This is a genomic window from Rhodothermales bacterium (genome assembly GCA_041391505.1).
GTDB lineage: Bacteria > Bacteroidota > Rhodothermia > Rhodothermales > JAHQVL01 > JAWKNW01.
The window spans coordinates 1-21,862 of record JAWKNW010000043.1 but is presented as its reverse complement, the minus strand read 5'-3'; the positions used below and the strand labels follow the sequence as shown (position 1 = coordinate 21,862).

Genomic DNA, 21,862 nt, shown 5'->3' with positions numbered 1-21,862 from the left:
GGTCGACAGGCTCCTTTAGAAAACAGGATAAGCAACAAAAACTGGCGATTGGAACGTTGCCCACGGCAGATGGTTTCCGGTACGCCCGCCGGCCGATGATATACACCTAGTCCGATTTCCATGACCGACCCGAGTGCCTGGGTGCCCCGCCTGCACGTTGAGACGAGCGGGCCGGCCCATGCTGATGTCGTTCTCCTGCTGCATGGATGGGGAAGCAGCGCCGCCCTGATGCGCCCGATCGCGCACATGCTCGCCCCATCGTACCGCGTCCTGGCCATCGACCTGCCCGGTCATGGGCTCACCCCGCCCCCGCCCGAACCCTGGGGCGTCCCGGAATACGCGCGCCTGGTGGCGGCTTTCCTCGACCGGGAAGGGCTCGAGCGCGTCCATATCGTCGGCCACTCGAACGGCGGACGCATCGCACTCTACATGGCCAGTGATCCGGATCTGGCGCGGTATGTGGCCAGCCTCGCCCTGATCAGCCCGTCGGGCACCCGTCCCACCCGGAGCGTGTCCTATTATGTGCGTTCAGGCATCGCGCGCGCACTCAAACTCCCGATCCGTCTCTTGCCGGGCAGGCTGCGCGCCACCGGCATGGACTGGCTTCGCCACACCTGGATCTGGCCCCTCCTCGGTTCGTCCGATTTCCGCCAGCTCACCGGTGTCATGCGGGAAACGTTCGTTAAAACAGCGAACTGTTATCTCGAGGATCGGCTGGCGCGCATCGAGGCGCCCACGATCGTGCTCTGGGGCACGGGCGACGATGCGATATCCCGCAAGCAGATGCATACCCTCGTCGCCGGCGTACGCGGCGCTCAACTAATCGAACTCCCGGGAGCGGGGCACTACGGCTATATCGACCAGCCTGCGCCCGTTGCCGAGGCGCTTTCCCGCCACCTCGAGCCCCGGCACGCCACGGTCTGATCGCCCCCCTCCCTCATGGATGCCACGTTGTCGTTTCTACTCTACGGCCTCATCCTGGTCGCCAGCCTGACCGCCGCGTGGCGAGCGTGGCAGCGGTTGCGCTTCTTCCTGCACATGATGCAGCTGGAAACGTACAAGCCGCCCCGCTTCGCCGCCTGGCTGTCCGCGCGGGTGCGAAGCCTCATTCGCGTGTCGCACGGCCTCGGCGCCGTCCTGCTCGCCGCATCCGCGCTGTTTCCGGGCGCCGGCGCGCAAAGCATCGTCGCGCTGGGCTGGTCGATCGCGTTCGCCTCGTCCCGTCATTATCAGGGATTTCAGGTCAAAAAACCGATCGTGTTCACGGCGCGCATGAAACGCCTGGCCGGCGCCGCGATCGGCCTGGGGCTGCTTCCCGTGCTCGCCGGCGGGATCGTCGCATGGACGAGCGCCCCGGGCACCCGCCTCCCCGTCTACCTACCCGTCTACCTCGGCGGCTGGCTCATCGCCGACCTGCTCGCGCCGCTCTGGGTGCTGCTGGGCGCCTATATCATGCTGCCCGTGGAGCGCGCCCTGCAGAACCGGTTCAAGAAGCAGGCGCAGGACACGTTGAAGAACCGGCAGGATCTCCAGGTGATCGCCGTCACGGGGTCGTACGGCAAAACCAGCGTCAAATTTATCGTGGCGGAGATCCTTCGCCAGCGGTTCAACGTGCTGGCGACACCCGGTTCGTACAACACACCGATGGGCATCTGCCTGGTCGTCAACAACCAGCTGAAGCCCGAACATCAGATGCTCGTCCTTGAAATGGGCATGCGTTACCGGGGAGACATCCGCGAGTTATGCCAGATCGCCGCGCCCGACCTGGGCATCGTGACGGCCGTCGGGCCGGCGCACCTCGAAACGATGGGGAGCATCGAGGCCATCGCCCTCGAAAAAGGCGACCTGCTCGAGGGCCTCAAGCCGGGCGGCGTGTCGGTGCTCAACGCCGACGACCCGCGGGTCGAGGCGATGGCGTCGCGCGCGCCGGGCAAGGTGTGGCGCGTTTCGACCGAGGGCGCGGCCGGCGCGGACATCGCCGCACACGACATCGCGTACGGACCGGATGGCGTCTCCTTCACCGTCCGCGACGAAACGGGCGCCGAGCATGCGTTCTCGGCCAGATTGCTCGGGAAACACAACGTCCTCAACATCCTGCTGGGCGTGGCGGTGGGCCGGCAATACGGACTCCGTCTGAGGCAGATCGCCCACGCCGTCGCCCGTCTCGAACCGATCGAACATCGGCTCCAGCTGCGGCGGACGGGCACCTACACGATCATCGACGATGCGTTCAACGCCAACCCGGTCGGGGCGCGGCATGCGGTGGAGGTGCTCGGCGCCTTCACCGGAGGAAAGCGCGCCATCGTGACCCCCGGAATGGTCGAGCTCGGGCCGCGCCAGGAGGAAGAAAACCGGATCCTGGGCGAATGCATCGCCGGCCACGCGGACCTCGCGTTGCTGATCGGCCGAGAACAAACCCGCCCCATCCAGGAAGGCCTGCGCGGCAAACAGTTTCCCGAGGACCGCATCCTCGTCTTCGACTCGTTTTTCGACGCGCGGACGTATCTCGACACCCATCTACAGCAGGGCGACACGGTGCTCTTCGAGAACGATCTCCCCGATCAGTACAACGCCCGCTAAACGACCGACGCGTGGCGCCCCTCCCGTACGGAAGCGACACCACGCGTCGTGTACCCTTGCTGGCCCGGCAAGAATCAGGAAGCGACGTCAGGCAGGACAGCGTATCGATGCCCGGATGCGGGATCCAGGATGCCGGATTTGTGCCCGAAACGGTGTTCTCGATCGATCGTCCTGCGTGCCCTCACCCTGCATCGGGTAATGGGCGCGTCGCAATGCATCGGGGCGATGCAGGAGCCATTACCCGGTCAAAACGTCGAGCAGGTCTGCCTGTATCGGGGTCAGAGGCTGAACCCGAACACCAGGAAGCTGCGCGCCGCGTCCGGCGTGGGGTTGATGATGTAGGAGACGAACACCGGCAGCGAAAACGAATCGGTGATCTTGATCTCCCGCGAACCGGTCAGCCCCAGATTGACAAATCCGAAATTCGATGTGCCGTAGAAGGCACTCTCCATCGGCACGAAGGCGGCCGTGACGCCGAGGTCCACATCCTGCACGGTAAAGGGATAATCGAGCTGGACGTAGACGGAATTGTCATCGTCGTTGTGGAAGAAGATGTTGGCCGAAACCGAGAGCGGAAACGAGTCCGTCCCGCCGGCGCCCACATTCAATTCCAGATAGTGCGCCCCGCCGTCGTCGTAGTTGAAGAAGTCGAGCCCCTCTTCCGATGCCTCGGGGAACGGGAAGTAATAATCGGTGATGCCCACCGTGATCGGGCCGAGGGCGACGCTCGCATATAGATCGTGTTCGTTCGCGTAGGCCCCGGAGGCCGAGATGGAATAGGAGGCCCAGGACCCGATGGTAAACGCGCCGGCGCTGAACTCGAGGGAGGGCTGCGTGCTCAGCGATTCACCGAAATCGACGCCGCGCCATACATATCGGCTAACGAAGTCGGCTCCCAGGCTGAATGACTGGGCGTCGGCCAGGCGAGGGCCTACGAGCATAAGAACAGCGAGTAACGTAAGTACAAGACGCGTGGCTTTCATGTGCTTGTCGGTTGGTTGGGGGTTGCGAATGACGCCTTCTACGGGGTGGTTCAGGGCATCACCGGAGCTACCCTGGTTTGTTTGTAAGGGTAATCTACTGTCGGTGCCGAAATAAATAAACAAATGATCTGCTATTGCTAGCTATTTTTAGTCAAGGAAGCGCTTCCTCTTCCATTTATTCAAACAAATTCATGTTTTTCCGGGGAAGCACCCTGAAATAGACGCGCTATTTCTTCCATCGACAGGCTTGGTGCAGGTGTCGCCGCAGCGCCGTAAAAAACAAAAAGGGTCCGGAGCGTTGCCCCGGACCCTCGTTCCGTGTTCGCACACGCCGGCCGTTCAGATGCTCGGCACGGAGATGCGTACGCCGCCCTTCATGGCGGAGTCGTGCGCGCAGATGCCGGCCATGGTCCAGTTGGCGGACGTGGCCGCGTCGGGCATGGGCGGCCGCCCCTCGACGATGGCCTGGATGAACTCATTCGCCAGATGCGGGTGGGACCCGCCGTGACCGCTGCCCTGGATGAACGACGTATGTTCATGCTCCTCGTCGTACACGCCGGCCTGGGTGAACGACTGGATTTCCTTCGGCAGGAGATGCCCGTAATCGGGGACCTTGACCCGTTCGGCATCCTCGAAGCCCGAGAAGAGCACCATCCCCTCCTCGAAGAGCTGCTCCCATTCGAAGGAGCTCTGCGTGCCGTACACGTCGAAACTCTCCCGATACTGACGAATCGTATTGAACAGGGACCGGGTCACCTCGCAGGCAAGGTCCGAATCGTGCAGCTTCATGAGCGACGACTCGACCGCGAACGGCGATCCGTACAGCGGGATGTACTCGTCCTGGATCTTCCCGGAACCGAAGCAGACGACTTCGTCGACGGTCGTGCCCGCCAGCGCGAGCAGCGGGCTCACGGCGTGCGTCGCATAGTGCATCGGCGGAAAACCGTACCAGTAACCCGGCCATCCCGGCAGCCCCATGTTCTGCTGATGCGAGCCGCGCAGGAACTGGAGCTGGCCCAGTTTGCCGGAGTCGAGCAATTCCTTCGCGTACAGGAATTCGCGGGTATAGACCGCCGTCTCCATCATCATGTAGTGTTTGCCGCTCGCCTGCCGGGCTTCCACGATCTGGAGGCACTCTTCGACGGTCGTCGCCATGGGCACCGTACACGCGGTATGTTTGCCGGCCTTGAGCGCCTGGATGCTCATCTTGCCGTGGACCGCGATCGGGGTATTGATGTGCACGGCGTCGATATTGGGGTCGGCCAGCACCGATTCGTAATCCGTATAGCGAACGTCGATGCCAAAGGCATCGCCGATTTCGTTCATTTTGGCCTCGTTCCGCTGACAGATCGCGTAGCACTCGGCATTCGGGTGTCGTTTATAGATGGGGATGAACTCCGCGCCAAAGCCAAGACCGATGATTGCGACGTTAACTTTCTTCGCCATATACTAGCTCCTCCTGAATGATGCGTGATAGCGTTCGGTTCTACTCCAGAAAAAACGGCACAGGGAGCGATTAGTCCATCTCTTGACATAGAAAAGATGTACTGGGCGCAGGGATGCCTCCATGTGGCCGGCGTGGATGAAGCCGGCCGGGGCTGTCTGGCCGGCCCGGTGGTCGCCGCCTCCGTGGTCCTGCCGCCCGATCTCGACCTGCCCTCCGTCCGCGACAGCAAACAACTCTCGCCCGAACGACGGGAATCCATCGCCCTCGTCATCCGCCGCGCCGCGGTAGCCATCGGCGTGGGCATCTGCTCCCCGGAAGAAATCGACCGGCTCAACATCCTGTGGGCGTCCATGGAAGCGATGCGGCGCGCCACCGCCGACCTCGCCGTCACCCCGGACATCGTGCTCATCGACGGCAACCACACCATCCCGGATTCGCCCTGGCCAACCCGGCCGATCGTAAAAGGCGACACCCTCTCGCAATGCATCGCGGCGGCGTCCATCATCGCCAAAACCGTGCGCGACCGCCTCATGCGCGATCTCGACGCCCGGCACCCCGGCTACGGCTGGAGCCATAACGCCGGCTACCCCACCGCCGAGCACTACGCGGCGCTGGAACGGCAGGGGCCGACGCCCCACCACCGCCAGAGCTTCAAACTCGCGCGATCGCTGTGAGCGGTCAGTGCCGACGCGCGTAGGCCTCGATCTCCGCCCTGAGCCGCTCGCCGGCGGCGTCGACCGACAATCCACTCAGGTCGACCGACAGGTGCGCGCGGTGGTAATACGGCTCGCGAGCGGCAAACAGACGGGCGATGCGCTCTTCGACCCGCTTTTCCGGCAGCAAGTGGCCCGCGTCATCCAGGAGCATCGGCCGCGAATGTTGTTCGGCCCGAAGGCGGCGGATGATCTCTCCCTGATCGACCATCAGGTAAACGACAAGCCCCTGCTCCCGCGCAAACGCCAGATTGGCCTCGGACACCAGCGCGCCGCCGCCCACCGCCACCACCACGCGTTCTTCGGCCTGCGTTTCGTGGAGCAGCGAGGTCTCCAGCCGGCGGAACCGCACCTCGCCATGCGTCTGGAAGTATTCCGCGATGGGCATCTCGATCCGCCGCACGATTTCCTGGTCGAGATCGAGAAACGCGTAGCCCAGGCGGTCGGCGAGCGCGGCGCCGAGCGTGCTTTTCCCGCTCCCCATGAAGCCCGTCAGATAGATCCGCAGGTAGGGGATGGAGTCCGTGGTCGCCTGGTTCATGGGAATCTCTCCGTTTCGCCGCAAGATTGTGCCAACGCGTGCGTAATTTAGCGCGCATCCACGAATGCGGCATCATGAAGTACAAACTCCTGATCGAATACGACGGCACCGACTTTTCAGGCTGGCAGCGCCAGGCCGGCGCCGCGACGGTGCAGGAAACGCTGGAAAACGCCCTCGCGATGGCGCTACGCCACGACGCCACGGTCGTGGGATCGGGCCGGACCGATGCCGGCGTGCATGCCCGCGGCCAGGTGGCCCATTTCGAGACGCCCATCCCCATCGAGCCCACCCGGCTTCGCGGCTCGCTCAACGGCTTGCTCCCCGAAACCATCGCGGTTCGCGACGTGACGCGCGTAGACGACGCGTTCCACGCCCGCTATGACGCCGTCTCCCGCACGTACCACTATTACGTCACGACGATCCCCCATGCCCTCGAACGCCGATTCCGGGCGCCCATCTATCCGCCGCCCGATTTCGACCGCATGAACGAGGCCGCGACTGCGCTCGTCGGCACCTTCGACTTCAATACATTTTGCCGCACCGCATCCGACACGCAGAACAGGATTTGCACGGTCACGGAAGCGGGCTGGATCCAGGAGGAGCACGCCGGCGCCTGGCGTTTCCGGATCTCGGCCAACCGGTTCCTCCACGGCATGGTCCGCGCCATCGTGGGCACGCTCGTGGAGATCGGACACGGCAAACGGGCGGCCGACAGCCTGCCCGATCTGCTCGCCCGGGCGGACCGCCGCGCCGCCGGCCCGGCCGCTCCCGCGCGGGGCCTCGTGCTCGAGCACGTCACCTATCCCGATTCCCGATGAACTTCGCCGCGCGATTAGGTGTACAAACCGGCTGAAGGTTATTATCCGCAACGAAGCGTTGCCACCACCACACATGCCCAGCGCCGGCTCAGCCCGCACATTCCCTCACCCCGCCGACGCCCGCCGCCCCTTTTTGCTCAGGTGGCCGGCGGTCGCCCTGCTGCTCGCCGCCGGCGCCGCGCTGACGGCCTGCGAACGCCCGTTTGTCGCCCCTACCCCGCCCGAAATCGAGCTCCTCGCCCCGGACCCCCAGCAGGTCTTTACAGACTCCATAACGGTCATCAAGGCCCGGGCCACCTCGTTCCGCACGGTCACCAAATTGATGGTCGATGGGCGGGACATGGTCTTCGACCCGATCGACGACACCTGGGTCGATACCGTGTCGCTCGACGCCGGCCTCAACGAATTCCAGGTCTCCGCGCTCGACGACGCCGGCGTGGAAGGAGCCCGGGACGTCACCCTGCTGCGGCTGAAGTACACGTTCAGCGAAGGCCCGTCCATGCCCGCCCCCTTCCGGATCGGCGAGCAAACGGCGACCCTGCTGTCGGACGGCCGCCTGCTGCTCCTGGGCGGCGTGCAGGGCCTGGTCGAGCCGGCGCTCAGCGCGGCGTTCGTGCTGGACCCCGGGGCCACCTCCTTCCGCCTGCTGCAATCCCGCATGATTCATGGCCGCACCGGTCACACCGCCGGCACGCTGCCGGATGGGCGCATCCTGATCCTGGGCGGCGCGACACGCGGCGCCGCCAACCAGCTTTTTCAGTTGATCCCGGATGTCGAAATCTTCAATCCGGCCACCAATCGCTTCACGCCGGTGCCGTTCGTCGGCGAACCCATCGGGCGGGTGTACCACGTCATGTTCATCACGACCGACACGCGCGGCGTCGTGATCGATATCCAGGGCGGGATCGGAAAAAACAACACCGATCGGAGCAGCGAACTGGAGCCGCTCCGAACGTTCAGGACGTTTCGCCTGGCGCGCGACACCCTGTTTTCCGTCGGCTCGGGCGGTATCTCGGTAGACGGCATCGGCCAGATATACAGCCATACGGTGGCGCCGCTGACCGCCATCGGATCCGACGGCGTCGGGGAATATCTCGTCGGCGGGTCGTATTTTACCGAAACGACGGAGCGCCGGGTCAACTTCACCATCGATTTCGCGTCCGCCCCGCTTCGTATTCTGGAGACGGGCCCGTATGATACGGGTCGTTACCGGCACGCCACCGCCGCCCTCCAGCCGGGCATCGTGTTCAGCTTCGGCGGCCGCGCCTTTTTGAACGGCCCCGTCCTGCAGAGTTCTGAGGTCTATGTCTCGGCATTCGACACGTACTTTCAGTTTGCCAACCCGCCGACCTCGCAACGCCGGCACGGGCACACTGCAACCAAAATGCCGGGAGGCCGAATACTGCTTGTAGGCGGTTTCATTGGCAACGGAGACGCGCTCACGACTTCCGAGTACTTCGATCCCGGCTTCGGCTTCTGACCTCCGCCCTCCGTAAACCCTGTTATACCTCACGGGCATGGACCTTCAACAAATCATCCGCTGGATTTTTATAGCGATCGTGCTGCTCGTCGCCGTCATGATTCTCGGCGTCATCCTGCAGATCGCGGGCTTCCTGCTTCATTACGCGTTGAAGGTGCTCATCCTGCTCTTCGTGATCGCGGTCATTCTCCGCTTTATCAGCGTCATCCGGGAACGCAGCAGGTAATCCCCTTCGAGCCGGCGGGCTCTTTCCCGGGAATCACGCGTTTAGAGGCGAACCGATAGCATCTATCCACAAGCCTCCAGGTTTTTGTGTCTTCCCAAATTCCGCCTCTGTCGACTTCGACACAGCCTGAACCGGTAGCCATACCGCTCGATATCACCTCCGAAACCGGCTATCTCACCCGCGTACTCGTCCACACACCGGGCGAAGAGATGGCCATGGTCTCCCCCGAAAACCGGGAAGAACTGCTGTTTGAGGATATTCTGCATGTCGAGGATGCGCACGACGAGCATCAGCTGATGTGCGAGGTCTTCGAAAAGGTCATCGGCGACGATGATGCCGTGCTCCAGATCGCGTCGCTGCTGCGGGAGGCCTTCGAGATCGAGGCGGCGCGTTTCGACTTCGTGGAGCAGCTCTGCCGCATTTCGCAGGCGCAAAACCTGCAGGCCTTCGAGAAACAGCTGAAGGCGCTGCCGGCGGAGGAACTGCACCGCTTCGCCCTCACGGGCGTGTCTCGCCTGCCCATCCACGCCCACCCCGTCCCGAACCTGCTGTTCACACGCGACCTCGGCGCGACGGTCGGCCACACGATCATCCTGAGCCACCCGGCGAATGCATCCCGGTCGCGGGAAAGCATCATTCTGAGCGTCGTCCTCCATCACCACCCCCGGTTCGCATCCATCGCGGACCAGATCGTCAAACTGCCCCGGGGAGTAACCTTCGAGGGCGGCGACCTGCTGGTGCTCAACGAGACGTCCATCCTCATCGGGCACTCGGAGCGCACGTCGTTTGGCGGCGTCATGAACGTGGTCCGCGAGCTGTTTGCCCGGACGTCCATCGAGCATGTGGTGATGGCGAATCTGCCGAAGCAGCGAGCCTGCATGCATCTGGACACCGTCTTCACCTTCGTCTCCCCGGACGAATGCGTCATCTTTCCGCCGCTGATCGAGCAGACGCGCCCCGGCAACGTGGCGCTGTATTCGCGTGGGGACAGTCCGAGTCGCTTTTATGTCGAGACGGGCGTCGACCTCAAGACGGCGCTCGAGGGCGTGCTCAACCGCTCCCTCTCCTTCATCCCCTGCGGCGGCGACGACCCGCTCGCGCAGAAGCGGGAGCAATGGACGGACGGGGCGAACTTCTTTGCGCTGGCCCCCGGCCTCGTGATCGGGTACGAGCGCAATGTTCGGACGTTCGAGGAGATGCGCGAACGGGGCTATCGCATCGTGACGGCGCGCGGCTTCCTGTCGTATCACGACGAGAGCGACTTCGTGCCCGGGGAGAAGATGGTGATCAAGCTTGAGGGGAACGAGTTGTCGCGCGGCCGGGGAGGCCCTCGCTGCATGACGCTGCCGCTTTCCCGCAGACCGCTCGATGCCCCATGAGCCTCTCCCTCCTGCTTGAACCCGATCGCCGCTGGATGAAGATGGCCCTGGCCGAAGCGCAACACGCGTTCGAGGCCGACGAGGTGCCCGTCGGCGCCGTCATCGTGCGGAACGGACAGATCATCGGCCGCGGGCGCAACATGGTCGAGCAACTCAAGGACCCCACCGCGCATGCCGAAATGATCGCGCTGACGGCCGCGTGTGAAACGATCGGCCAGAAATACCTCGCCGGCTGCACGCTCTACGTGACCCTCGAGCCCTGCCCGATGTGCGCCGGCGCGATCGTCTGGGCCAAAGTGCCCCGCGTGGTATTCGGCGCCTTCGACGAAAAAGCCGGCAGCGCCTCCACCCTCTACAACATCCTCCAGGATCCCCGGCTCAACCACCAGGTCGACGTCGTCTCCGGCGTCGAACGCGACGCGGCCGCCGCCCTGCTGCGCGAGTTCTTTTTTAAGAAACGGGCCATCCGCTGAACCACCAGACCCCTACCGGCATGTACGACGTCATCATCATCGGAGCCGGCCCTGTCGGACTCGCCTGCGGCATCAGCGCCCGGCGCGAGGGGCTTTCCAGCCTGCTCATCGAAAAAGGCGCGCTCGTCAACTCGTTGCTGGATTATCCCACCAACATGGAGTTTTTCTCCACCCCCGAACTGCTCGAAATCGGCGACCACCCGTTCACCACGCGCGGGATCAAACCGACCCGCGAGGAAGGCATCGACTACTATCGCCGCATCGCGGACGTCGAAAACCTGTCCATCAAACTCTACGAGCGGGTGACCGGGCTGGAGGGCCGCGCCGGGCATTTTACCGTCGCGACCGACAAAGGGCGCTACGCCTGCCGCAACGTGGTCATCGTCACCGGGTTCTACGACATCCCGAACGCCCTGAACGTCCCGGGCGAGACGCTGCCCAAAGTCACGCACTATTTCCGGGAGCCGTATCCGTATTCGCAGCAGCATGTCGCCGTGATCGGCGCCAAAAACTCGGCGGCCAAGGCGGCGCTGCAGTGCCATCGCGCCGGCGCGCGGGTGACCCTCGTCGTGCGCGACAGCCAGGTGTCGGACAAGATCAAATACTGGATCAAGCCGGACCTCGAGAACCGGATCAAGGAGGGGGCCATCGCCGCGTACTTCAACAGCCGCGTCGAATCCATCGCCGAAAAAACGATCACGCTCCAGACGCCGGAAGGGATCACGACGCTCGAAAACGACTGGGTCCTCGCGATGACGGGCTACCGGCCCGACTACCGTTTCCTCGAATCCCTCGGCGTCACGATCGCTGGCGACGAACACCGGACGCCCATCCACGACCCCAACACGTTCGAAACGGAGCGAAAAGGCCTGTTCATGGCGGGCACCGTCTGTGGCGGGCTGCGCACGAGCCGCTGGTTCATCGAAAACGGCCGGCACCATGCGCAGCTCATCATGCAATACATCGCGCGCGGCGTCGTCGGGGATGCCTCGGCCATTCCGGATCCGGTGGCCGAAAACGTCCAGTAGCCGGATCAGACGATCGCCTTGAGCCGATCCGACAACCGGAGGGCCAGCGCCACGAGGGTGAGGGTGGGATTCGGCGCGCCGGCCGTCACGAAGACCGAAGCGCCCGTCACGTGGAGGTTGGCCATCCCGTGGACCTTGCTATCCGCATCGACCACCCCGCGCCCGGGATCGTCGCTCATGCGGGTGGTGCCCATGTGGTGCCGACCGGCGCTGAGAAAATCCGGCCAGTGGCGATCGTCTTCCTCGAGAAGCCAGTCGAGGATCTGGATGCGGCCCAGATCGAGCCGGCCGAACTCTCTCGCCAGGACCTGATAAAAGACACGGATTGATCGCTTGTCCAGTTCCGTAAAACGCCACTCGAGCGCGGCGCGGGGCATCCCCAGCGCGTCGACCTCGCCCGTCAGCACGACACGCGAATCCGGGTTGGGCGACTGTTCGGCGCGGGACTGGAGCTGATACGACCGCCCATCGTCTTTCGGCGGCTCTTCGACCGACCTCACCGCCGTCCCATCCACCCGACCCTCCGCGGCCTCCCGCAGGCGCTCGCGGTAGTTGGTGAAATAGCTCGTGATCGTTTCGCCGTAGACGCCGGGGCGGAGCGAGCAGGTCCCGCTCAGGACGCGATGGCTCCGTTGCGCGTCGGGGCCCAGCGCCAGCTCGGCGCGGGGGCGTTTGGTGGCGAAGTTCAACGCGTACAGCCGCAGCGGGTCCGGCTCCTTGAGCACGAGCTGGGCGCCGGCCATCTCGATGTGCTCCATGAAGTAGCGCCCGACCTGGTCGCTGTCGTTTCCAATGCCGTTTTTTGCACGGGCATTGGAGGCGAGCAGGAGCCGGGCGTTCTGGATCGAACCGCAGGCCAGGACATAGTGCCGGGCGCGAACGCGGTGCTCCTTGCCCTCGATGGTCTTGACGCGGATCGAATCGATCTGCCGGACCGCCTCGTCGGCGACGAGTTCGGTGGCGTTGGCGTAGGTGACCAGGTGGATATTGGATGCCGAAACGACGGCGTCGCGGTAGACCTCCCCGAAGCGGGTGGGCGGACTGAACTGCCACATCTTGCTCCAGATCTGGCCCGGGTCGAACGGCAGCCGGCGGCTCCCTTCTGCGTCCGACTCGTAATGCGCCGCCTCATAGTCGAACGGCCCGAGCTGGAGATACGTCTGCGCGCGCGTGTAGAAGGCGTCGAGGTCGGCGCGACGGATCGGCCACCCGCTGTACGGCACCCAGTCGCGCGGCTCGAAGTCGAGCGGGTCGATGGGGGCGCAGAAGCCGGCCCAGTGCCCGGTCGTCCCCCCGAAATAATGGAGACGGACCGCTTCGATCGGGAGATACGGTTCGCCGGTGATGTCGCCGCGGTACAGGTCCTGCAAGGCGGGGTCGTAGCTGAACCCTCCGCCTTCCAGCAGCAGGACGCGCTCGGCTCTACCGGCCCATTCGAGGGCCATGCTGATCCCCGCCGCGCCGGCGCCGACGATACAGAGGTCGCCCTCGATCAGGGTTCCGTTTTCCAGCGTGCGGGCATCGGTGAGCATAGCGGTTTCTCCAGGGTGATTCATGCCATGGTAACGCCGCGCTGGCAAGCAAGCAATGGGCTTCGGCTAGACCTGCACGAGGCGGACGCCCTGTACCCCCTTGAGGTCGGAGATCTTGTTCAGCACCGCCTGCGGGATGTCGTCGTCGACGCTCAGCGCCGTGAGCGCCATGCTGCCGCGGCCGCCCTTCCGGCCGAGTTGCAGGACGCCGATATTGATGTTGGCATCGGCGAGGATGCCGCCGACGGCCGCGACCATGCCCGGGCGGTCTTCGTTGGCGTAAAACAGCAGCCGGCCTTCGAGCCGCACCTCGACATCGTAGTCGTCGACGCGCGCGAGACGCGGGTCGTTGCGATCGAACACGGTGCCCCCGACGAGTCGGGAGCGTTTGCCCGAGCCCACGACCACTTCGATGAGGTTGGTGAAGCTGTCGTGGGACGGCGCGCGCTGCTCCTCGACGCGCAGGCCCATCGATTCGGCCAGCACGGGGGCGTTGATCAGGTTGACCGGCTCGGTGAGCAGGGCCCCGAGCAGTCCGCTCAGGGCGGCCACGGAGATCACTTCGGCGTAGCGGTGCGGGACATCGCCGTAGCAACGGACCATGAGCGTCTCGACGTTGCCTTCGAGCAGCTGGGCGGCCACGCGGCCGAGTTTGGCGGCCAGCGTCAGGAACGGCTGCACCTCGGGCTGCGCCGCCATCCGGATCGCCATCCCGTTCACGGGCGACATCACCGGTTTGCCCTGCAGGGCGAGAACGACCTGTTCGGTGATCTGGCGGGCCACTTTCTCCTGCGCTTCCTCGGTCGAGGCCGCGATGTGCGGCGTGGCGACGAGGTTCGGATGCTGCAGCAGCTTTTCGAGCGCCGCCGGCGGCGGCTCCTGCGAATACACGTCCAGCGCGGCGCCGCCGACCTGTCCGCTTTCCAGCGCCTCGAGCAACGCCATTTCATCGACGATGCCGCCGCGGGCGCAGTTCACGACGCGCACCCCGTGCTTGCACCGCGCCAGGGTTTTGCTGTTGAGCAGCCCCCGCGTCATGTCGTTCAGCGGCGTGTGTACGGTGATGAAGTCGCTCTGCTCCAGCACCTCGTCGATCGACGCCAGCGTGATGCCCATGCGTTCGGCGGCTTCGCGGGACATGACGGGATCGTACCCGATCACCCGCATCCCGAAGGCCAGCATGCGCGAGGCGACGGCGCGGCCGATCTTGCCCAGCCCCAGAATGCCCAGCGTCTTTTCTTCCAGTTCGGAGCCCGTAAACGCCTTGCGCTCCCATTTGCCGCTCGCCAGCGACGCGTTCGCCTGCGGGATGTGCCGCGCGAGCGAGAGGAGCATGGCGCAGGTATGTTCCGCCGTCGAAATCGTGTTGCCGTCCGGCGCGTTGATCACCAGCACGCCGCGCCGCGTGGCGGCTTCCAGGTCGATGTTGTCGACCCCGACGCCGGCCCGGCCGATCACCTTCAGCCGGTCGGCCGCCTCGATCAGGTCGGCCGTGATCGTCGTGCCGCTCCGGATGATCCAGCCGTCCGCCTGGGGCGCCAGCGCCTTCAGTTCGTCGGGCGACTTCTTGAGTTGGACGTCCGGATGGATGCCGGCTACGTCCAGCAGGTCGATGCAGGCCTGTGCGACCGCATCGGTGATCAGAACATTCATGGCCATGGTCGTGTGGGTGAAGCCGTCAGTTCCTCGTCAGGTCGCCGATCCATCGAAGCAACTCTTCGCGGCCGGCGGGTTGGGTTGAGGAGGTGAAAACGACGGGGAGTTCGTACTCGATGTCGCGAAAGGCTTCCTTCAACGCCCGAAGGCTTGCCGCCTTCTGGTTGGAAGACAGCTTGTCCGCTTTGGTGAGGGCAATGATGGAAGGCACCTCGTGCTCCTTGAGCAGATGGATCAGGTCGCGATCGATGGCGGTGGGCGGATGCCGGCTATCGATCAGCTGAACCACGAGTTTAAGGGGTTCGCGCTCCGTGAGGTACCGGACGATGAACCGCTCCCATTTTTCGCGCTGCGTCCTCGCGGTCTTGGCATAGCCGAGGCCGGGGAGGTCGACGAAATAGAGGGTCTCGTCGATCAGGTAATAGTTGAATTCCTGCGTCTTGCCGGGGGTGCCGCTCGTCCGGGCGAGGGCGCGCCGGCCGGTCAGCATGTTCAGCAGGGAGCTCTTGCCGACGTTGGACCGTCCGATGAACGCCACTTCGGGCAGACCGTCCTCGCTGAGATGCTCCCAGCGGGCGGCGCCTCGAACAAAGCGGGCGTCTCGGATCGTCTTCATGCGCAGGGGTAGGAGGTTCAGGCGGCGGAAAGGTGCGCCTTGACGGTTTCGCCGATGAGGGCGGGGTTTTTCACCACGACCGCGCCGGCGCCTTCCAGCGCCGCGAACTTGTCCTCGGCCGTGCCTTTGCCGCCCGAGATGATCGCGCCGGCGTGGCCCATGCGGCGTCCCGGAGGCGCCGTCCGGCCGGCGATGAACGCGAACACCGGCTTGGTCATGTGCGCCTTGATGTAGTCCGCCGCTTCTTCCTCGGCCGAGCCGCCGATCTCGCCGATGAGCACCACCGCCTCGGTCTCATCGTCCGCCTGGAAGAGGGCGAGCGCGTCGACATGCCGCGTCCCGATGATCGGGTCGCCGCCGATGCCCACCGCGGTGCTCTGGCCCAGGCCCTCGCGCGAGAGCTGGTCGACCGCCTCGTACGTCAGCGTCCCCGAGCGGGAGATGACGCCGATGGGGCCCGGCTTGAAGATCATCGCCGGCATGATGCCGACTTTCGCCGCACCCGGCGTAATCACGCCCGGGCAATTCGGGCCGATGAGGTGCGCGCCGCGCTCCTGAACGAAGGGGTAGACCGGAATCATGTGGCGGACCGGGATCCCTTCGGTGATGCAGATGATCACCTTGATGCCGGCGTCGGCCGCTTCCATGATCGCATCGGCCGCAAAGGGCGGCGGCACGAAGATGACCGACGTGTTCGCGCCTTCCTTCTCGACGGCTTCCGCCACGGTGTTGAAGACGGGCCGATCCAGATGCTTCTGCCCCCCCTTGCCCGGCGTGATGCCGCCGACGAGGGTGGTGCCGTATTCGATCATCTGTTCCGCATGGAACGTGCCTTCTCGGCCGGTGAAGCCCTGGACGACGAGACGGGTGTTTTTATCGACTAGAATGCTCATGCGTTCGGTGATTTCTGCTCAGGATGCGCGCGAAATGGAATATACGATGGCTCTAACACGAAGCAGGCGCTTTCGCTCCGTGAGAGCCCGGGGGAATAGATGGAAATCTGGGGAAGAATGCGAGGGGATGTTGCACGGCGCGAGGAGGGCCGGCGGCTACGCGGAGCTAGAGGATGATTCGAGTCCATCATCCCTGCATCACCGTCTGCCCGACGCGCAGCAGCGTCGCCTCGTCGAAATGCCGGCCGAGGAGCTGGAGGCCCACCGGAAGCCCGGCCGGATGGCCACCCACGGGAACGACGAGACCGGGGATGCCGGCGAGGTTGGCGGTCACGGTGTAGACGTCCTGCAGGTACATCGCGAGCGGATCGTCCGACTTGCTGCCCAGGGCGAAGGGCAGCGTGGGCGTCGCCGGCGTGATCAGCACGTCGGCCTGCTCGAACGCCGCCTCGAAGTCGCGACGGATCAGGGTCCGGACGCGCTGCGCGCGGGCGTAATACGCGTCGTAGTAGCCGGAGGAAAGGACGTAGGTGCCGAGCATGATGCGTCGTTTCACCTCGTCGCCGAACCCTTCCGAGCGGGTCTGGACATAGAGTTCCTGCAGGAGGGACCGCTGCTCGTCGCGTTTCGTGCGCAGCGAGGCCACCGTGTCGGGGTCGCCGGCGCGTTCCGCCGTGGCGATCGCGGCGTCGAGTTCCTTGCGCTCCTGGTCGGAGCGTCGCCGGATTTCGCGCAGGTCGGCGCGGTAGCCGTACCGGACGCCGTCGTAGCGGGCGAGGTTGCTCGACGCTTCGGCCGTCGTCAGGATGTAGTATGTCGCGATTCCGTAGGCCGTGTTTGGCAGCGATACCGGGACGATCGACGCGCCGGCCGCTTCGAGCCGGGCGACCTGTTCATCGACCACGGCGCGGATGCCGGCGTCGAGGCCGTCCGCAAAATATTCTCCCGGGAGGCCGACGCGCAGGCCGGCCACGCCGCCATCCAGGTTGTCGAGATACGAAGGAACGGGAAGGGGGGCGCTGGTGGCGTCATTGGCGTCCTGCCCGGCCATGGTCTGGAGCAGCAGCGCCGCATCGCGCACGGAGCGGGTGAGCGGGCCGATGGTATCGAACGAGGAGGCGTAGGCGACGAGGCCGTAGCGGCTCACGCGCCCGTAGGTAGGCTTCAGCCCGACCACGCCGCAGAAGGCCGCCGGCTGGCGGATCGATCCGCCCGTGTCCGTCCCCAGCGCGGCGACGCAGAGATCGGCCGCCACGGCGGCGGCGGAGCCTCCGGACGATCCGCCCGGGACGAGATCGGGGTCGAGCGGGTTTCTGACCGGGCCGAAATAGGATGTCTCGTTGGACGACCCCATCGCGAACTGATCGCAGTTCGTTTTGCCGATTACGACCGCGCCGGCCTCCTTGAGCCGCTGCACGGCGGTGGCGTCGAACAGCGACGAAAAGCCTTCGAGGATGTGGGATCCGCAGGTGACCGGCCCGTCCTTGAGGCAGAGCACGTCCTTCACGCCGAGCACGAGGCCGGCCAGGGGAAGCGAGGCCCCCGAGGCGAGCGCCCGATCGACGGCGGCGGCATCGGCGCGCGCGCAGTCGGCGTCGACCGAGATGAAGGCGTTGATCCGCGCGTTTTCCCGATCGATCTTTGACAAAAAAGAAGAGACCAGTTCGGTTGCACTGGTCTCTTTCCTCACAACGGCCGCATGGGCCTCGTGAATTTCCATCTTCTACGATTCGGTAGAGTCAGCAGAGCTGCTACGTTCCGCCGGCGCAGGCTGAGCCGGAGCCGAGTAGGAATCCGTGCGGGCTGCCGTGGAGCCTTGCTGAGGGGGGGTGATACGATGGGGCGTCGAATCGACGGTCAGCTCGTTCCTGATTTCCGTGGTAGCGGCCTTAAACTCGCGAATACCCTTACCCAGTCCTCGAGCGATTTCCGGGATACGCTTCGCACCAAAAACCAGCAGGATGACCAGGAAGATCAGCAGAATCTCAAAGGGTCCTAGGCTACCCATGTCGATTACCTCAAATTAAATTAGAATCAGCGTCCGGAAAGCGCGCCAGACCGCGTGTCAGGCGTACCGTACCGGAACCGGAACCTACACAAACCGGCAACAAAAAGCAGGCCGGCCCGTGAAGCTGCCACGAAAATAAAGATTCGGAGCAAAAACCCGGCTGCCTGTAGAAAACGAAACGAGAAGTCGGGTGTTCCTTTGCTGGTTCCAGGTTTAAGGATCAAGGCTCAAAGACGTTTTCTCCTGGCGAATGCGTCTCCCATCCTTTTCCCTGACCGGCCTCGAACCTCGCACGTTGAACCCGAAACGATCCCGTGTCCCTATCTCGCGAAGATATCCTATCCTGGCCCAAGGCCGAGCTGCATTGCCATCTCGACGGCTCGTTGCGGCTTTCCACGCTGCTGGATGAGGCGCGGGCGCAGGGTAAACGCGCGCTGCTGCCGGCCGACAGCCTCGAAGGGCTCCAGGAGGCGCTGCGCCAGATCGACCATTCCGAATCGCTCGAGGCCTACCTGGCCTGGTTCCGCTACACGATTCCTGTGATGCAGTCGGCGCCGGCGCTGCGGCGCATCGCCTATGAACTCGCTGAAGACAACGCCCGTGAAAACGTACGTTATCTCGAAGTCCGCTTCGCCCCCGTCCTCCACCGGGACGAGGGCATGACGCTCGAGGCGATCGTGGAAGCGGTGCTCGACGGGCTCCGCGCCGCCGAGCAGGATTTCAGCATCCGGACCAACCTCACGATCTGCGGGCTCCGCGACCGGTATGCCAGCGCCTCGCTGCGCCAGGCCGAGCTGGCCGTGGCCTACAAGCACCGGGGCGTATCCGCTTTCGACCTCGCCGGCGGCGAGGCCGGCAACCCGTCCAAGGCCCACCTGAGCGCGTTTTATTACGCCCGCAACCACCTCCTGAATCTGACGATCCACGCCGGCGAATCCTGGGGACCCGACTCCATCCACCAGGCCCTCTTTTTCGGCGGCGCGCATCGGATCGGCCACGGCACGTCGCTGCACCAGGACCCGGAGCTGATGCAGTACGTGGTGGACCATCAGGTGCCCCTGGAGATCTGCCCGACCAGCAACGTGCAGACGCACGTGGTGCCGGGGTATGCCGAGCATCCGTTGCGCCGGTACGTCGACGCCGGCATCCCGATCACCATCAACACCGACAACCGGTTATTCAGCCGCACGACGGTGACCGACGAACTGTGGCGCGTGTACCGGCACAGCGGCGTGACCGTCGAGCAGCTACGGGAGATCGCGCTGAACGGCTTCCGCTACAGCTTTTTGCACTGGCACGAGCGGCAGGACCTGATCCGGTCGGCGCTCGAGGCCTTCCCGCTCCCTCCCTCTTCAGAAACGCCCGTCTGGTGACGCCGGCGAACCGTCCATCCGCATGATCAAAACCGTCCGCACCGCCAGCAGCCTGACCGGCGTCATCGAACTGCCAGCCGACAAGTCCATCGCGCACCGCGCCGCCCTCTTCGCCGCCCTGGGCGACGGTCCGTCGCACCTCGTCAACTACCCCGCCTCCGCCGACCCGCAATCGACGCTCTCGTGCCTGCGCCAGCTCGGCGTGCGCATCGAGGAAGAAGACGGGAGTTACACGGTCCACGGCGTCGGACTGAACGGGCTGAAGCCGCCGGCGGGACCGCTCGACTGCGGCAATTCGGGCACGACGATGCGGATGCTCGCGGGCATCCTCGCGGGCCAGCCGTTCGACACGACGCTGATCGGCGACGCCTCGCTGAGCGGCCGGCCGATGGAACGGATCGCCAAACCCCTGCGCCAGATGGGCGCGGTGATCGATCTGACCGACGGGCACGCGCCGGTGTACATCCACGGCGGCCAGACGCTCAAAGGGATGACGTACCGGCTGCCCATGCCATCCGCCCAGGTAAAATCCTGCGTGCTGCTGGCCGGGCTTTACGCGGAGGGCGAGACCACGGTGATCGAAACCCTCCCCTCGCGCGACCACACCGAGCGCATGCTCGCGCTCGACGCCGTCGAAATGAACGGGGAACGCCATCTCAGCGTCAAAAAAGGGAAACGGATCCCGCGCCAGGCGTGGGCGGTGCCGCGCGATTTCTCGGCCGCCGCGTTTTTTCTCGTCGCCGGCTCGATCGTGCCCGGCGCCGAACTGCGCCTGCCGGGCGTCGGGGTCAATGCCTCGCGCAGCGCGTTGCTCGACGTGCTCCGCGCCATGGGCGCATCCATCACCGTCGAAGATGAGCGCACCTATGGCGGCGAGCCCATCGCCGACCTCATCGTCAAGGCCTCGCCGCTCCACGGCGTGACGGTCCCGGAAGAGTACATCGCGAACATGATCGATGAAGTCCCGATCCTCTGCGTCGCCGCCACGCAGGCGCGGGGGCGGACGGAGATCCGCAACGCCGGCGAACTCCGCGTCAAGGAAACCGACCGGATTGCCGCGATGGTCACCAACCTGCGGGCCCTCGGCGCGGAGGTCGAGGAGTTCGAGGACGGCCTGGCCGTGACCGGCGGCGCCCCGCTGCACGGCGCCGACGTGCAGACCTACCACGATCACCGCATCGCCATGGCGATGGGCATTGCCGGCCTCGTCGCGGCCGGCGAAACGGTCATCCACGGCGCCGATATCGCCTCGGTATCCTTCCCGACGTTCTGGGATGTGCTCGACCGCATCGCCCTGTGACGATCTCGTAACGCCCGATTACTCTTTCACCATCACGGCCCCAAAAAACCCGTCGGTGCCGTGGCTATGGGGCGCGACGCGCAGGTACGGGCCGGACTGACCGGGCACGTCGAGCCCGCGGCCGGCGAGGATCTCACCCGCCGGCACGAGCCGCATGTCGGGGTGGGCGGCGAGAAACGCCTCGACGATGCCCTCGTTTTCCTGCGGAAAGAGCGAGCAGGTGGCATAGACGAGCCGGCCACCGGGTTTGAGGAGCGGCGCGTAGGCTTCGAGGATGTCGCGCTGCTCCCGGTTGAGCTGATCCAGATTCTCCGTGCTCAGCTTCCAGGTCGCGTCCGGGTTGCGGCGAAGCACGCCGGAGCCGCTGCAGGGCGCGTCGATCAGAACGGCGTCCATCTTGCCGTAAAGCCGCGTCACATCGCGCCCCCGATTCCCGTCGATCGGCTTCAGCCGCACGTTCGACACGCCGGCGCGCCGGATGCGCGGCTTCGATTCCTCGAGCCGGCGGTGCGCCACATCGAAAGCATAGAGGATCCCCTTGTTCTGCATCAGAGCGGCCAGATGCAGCGTTTTGCCGCCGCCACCGGCGCAGCCATCGACGATCTGCTGGCCGGGCCCGGGGTCGACGAGGTAGGAGAGCAGCTGGCTGCCTTCGTCCTGCACCTCGAACCAGCCCTCGTGGAAAGCCGGCGTGGCGAACAGGTTGGCCTTCTGCGTGATGATCAGGCCGTCGGGATTCGTGGGGGTCGGCACGCTGGCGTGGCCGGCCTCCCGCAGCCGGTCCTGGAGCGCTTCCCGGGTCGTCTTCAGGGTGTT

21 protein-coding genes are annotated in these 21,862 nt (G+C 65.0%); 11 read left to right on the top strand and 10 right to left on the bottom strand.

The annotated features are described in order from the left end of the window. Positions 1-120: 120 nt before the first annotated feature. Together R2834_23610 and murF are read left to right on the top strand one after the other, a co-directional pair. A complete protein-coding gene (locus R2834_23610; GenBank protein MEZ4703337.1) occupies positions 121-924 on the top strand; it encodes an alpha/beta fold hydrolase in 804 nt (267 codons plus the stop codon). Between the two features lie 15 nt (positions 925-939). Beyond that, the gene (gene murF / locus R2834_23605) at positions 940-2,580 is read left to right on the top strand and encodes a UDP-N-acetylmuramoyl-tripeptide--D-alanyl-D-alanine ligase (protein MEZ4703336.1); all 1,641 of its coding nucleotides are present in this window, start codon (positions 940-942) and stop codon (positions 2,578-2,580) included. Positions 2,581-2,858: 278 nt separating this feature from the next. On the opposite strand, the gene R2834_23600 is transcribed toward murF, so the two are convergent. Then, entirely contained in the window at positions 2,859-3,521 is a 663-nt protein-coding gene (locus R2834_23600; protein ID MEZ4703335.1) for a TorF family putative porin, read from the bottom strand. Positions 3,522-3,902: 381 nt separating this feature from the next. After that, positions 3,903-5,009 carry a Gfo/Idh/MocA family oxidoreductase gene (locus tag R2834_23595; GenBank protein ID MEZ4703334.1) on the bottom strand — a complete coding sequence of 369 codons (1,107 nt, stop codon included), beginning with the start codon at positions 5,007-5,009 and terminating at the stop codon, positions 3,903-3,905. 69 nt (positions 5,010-5,078) lie between these two features. Between R2834_23595 and R2834_23590 the strand changes: the two genes are divergently transcribed. Beyond that, positions 5,079-5,684: a ribonuclease HII gene (locus tag R2834_23590; protein ID MEZ4703333.1), complete on the top strand. Its 606-nt coding sequence runs from the start codon at positions 5,079-5,081 to the stop codon at positions 5,682-5,684. 4 nt (positions 5,685-5,688) lie between these two features. On the opposite strand, the gene R2834_23585 is transcribed toward R2834_23590, so the two are convergent. Beyond that, on the bottom strand, positions 5,689-6,264 hold the full coding sequence (locus R2834_23585; GenBank protein MEZ4703332.1) for a shikimate kinase: 576 nt from the start codon (positions 6,262-6,264) through the stop codon (positions 5,689-5,691). Between the two features lie 74 nt (positions 6,265-6,338). Here R2834_23585 and truA point away from each other — a divergent pair, with 74 nt between their 5' ends. From truA to R2834_23555, 6 genes are all read left to right on the top strand, one after another. Then, positions 6,339-7,082 (top strand): tRNA pseudouridine(38-40) synthase TruA, encoded by a 744-nt coding sequence (gene truA / locus R2834_23580; GenBank protein MEZ4703331.1) that lies wholly within the window; start codon positions 6,339-6,341, stop codon positions 7,080-7,082. Between the two features lie 73 nt (positions 7,083-7,155). Further along, positions 7,156-8,562: a kelch repeat-containing protein gene (locus tag R2834_23575; GenBank protein ID MEZ4703330.1), complete on the top strand. Its 1,407-nt coding sequence runs from the start codon at positions 7,156-7,158 to the stop codon at positions 8,560-8,562. Positions 8,563-8,599: 37 nt separating this feature from the next. Beyond that, positions 8,600-8,788 (top strand): hypothetical protein, encoded by a 189-nt coding sequence (locus R2834_23570; protein MEZ4703329.1) that lies wholly within the window; start codon positions 8,600-8,602, stop codon positions 8,786-8,788. Positions 8,789-8,874: 86 nt separating this feature from the next. After that, positions 8,875-10,167, top strand: a complete 1,293-nt coding sequence (locus tag R2834_23565) for an arginine deiminase family protein (protein MEZ4703328.1) — start codon at positions 8,875-8,877, stop codon at positions 10,165-10,167. Continuing rightward, positions 10,164-10,640, top strand: a complete 477-nt coding sequence (gene tadA, locus R2834_23560) for a tRNA adenosine(34) deaminase TadA (protein ID MEZ4703327.1) — start codon at positions 10,164-10,166, stop codon at positions 10,638-10,640. Before R2834_23565 ends, tadA begins: the two co-directional genes overlap by 4 nt. Positions 10,641-10,660: 20 nt before the next feature. Continuing rightward, positions 10,661-11,668, top strand: coding sequence for a YpdA family putative bacillithiol disulfide reductase (locus tag R2834_23555; protein MEZ4703326.1), 1,008 nt, complete (start codon positions 10,661-10,663; stop codon positions 11,666-11,668). Between the two features lie 5 nt (positions 11,669-11,673). Here the strand turns inward: R2834_23555 and R2834_23550 are convergent, their stop codons facing one another. The 6 genes from R2834_23550 to tatA form a co-directional block, all read right to left on the bottom strand. Continuing rightward, the gene (locus R2834_23550; protein MEZ4703325.1) at positions 11,674-13,200 is read right to left on the bottom strand and encodes a GMC family oxidoreductase; all 1,527 of its coding nucleotides are present in this window, start codon (positions 13,198-13,200) and stop codon (positions 11,674-11,676) included. Positions 13,201-13,266: 66 nt separating this feature from the next. Further along, positions 13,267-14,859: a phosphoglycerate dehydrogenase gene (gene serA, locus R2834_23545; GenBank protein MEZ4703324.1), complete on the bottom strand. Its 1,593-nt coding sequence runs from the start codon at positions 14,857-14,859 to the stop codon at positions 13,267-13,269. 19 nt (positions 14,860-14,878) lie between these two features. Continuing rightward, positions 14,879-15,472 carry a ribosome biogenesis GTP-binding protein YihA/YsxC gene (gene yihA, locus R2834_23540; GenBank protein ID MEZ4703323.1) on the bottom strand — a complete coding sequence of 198 codons (594 nt, stop codon included), beginning with the start codon at positions 15,470-15,472 and terminating at the stop codon, positions 14,879-14,881. 17 nt (positions 15,473-15,489) lie between these two features. Further along, entirely contained in the window at positions 15,490-16,365 is an 876-nt protein-coding gene (gene sucD / locus R2834_23535) for a succinate--CoA ligase subunit alpha (GenBank protein ID MEZ4703322.1), read from the bottom strand. 187 nt (positions 16,366-16,552) lie between these two features. Continuing rightward, the gene (locus tag R2834_23530) at positions 16,553-18,085 is read right to left on the bottom strand and encodes an amidase family protein (GenBank protein MEZ4703321.1); all 1,533 of its coding nucleotides are present in this window, start codon (positions 18,083-18,085) and stop codon (positions 16,553-16,555) included. Between the two features lie 3 nt (positions 18,086-18,088). Continuing rightward, positions 18,089-18,373 (bottom strand): twin-arginine translocase TatA/TatE family subunit, encoded by a 285-nt coding sequence (gene tatA, locus R2834_23525; GenBank protein ID MEZ4703320.1) that lies wholly within the window; start codon positions 18,371-18,373, stop codon positions 18,089-18,091. 314 nt (positions 18,374-18,687) lie between these two features. Here tatA and add point away from each other — a divergent pair, with 314 nt between their 5' ends. Further along, on the top strand, positions 18,688-19,746 hold the full coding sequence (gene add / locus R2834_23520; protein MEZ4703319.1) for an adenosine deaminase: 1,059 nt from the start codon (positions 18,688-18,690) through the stop codon (positions 19,744-19,746). Between the two features lie 22 nt (positions 19,747-19,768). Further along, positions 19,769-21,046 (top strand): 3-phosphoshikimate 1-carboxyvinyltransferase, encoded by a 1,278-nt coding sequence (gene aroA / locus R2834_23515; GenBank protein MEZ4703318.1) that lies wholly within the window; start codon positions 19,769-19,771, stop codon positions 21,044-21,046. 18 nt (positions 21,047-21,064) lie between these two features. Here the strand turns inward: aroA and R2834_23510 are convergent. Continuing rightward, positions 21,065-21,862 (bottom strand): RsmB/NOP family class I SAM-dependent RNA methyltransferase (locus R2834_23510; GenBank protein MEZ4703317.1); only part of this gene is annotated, 798 nt, incomplete at its 5' end.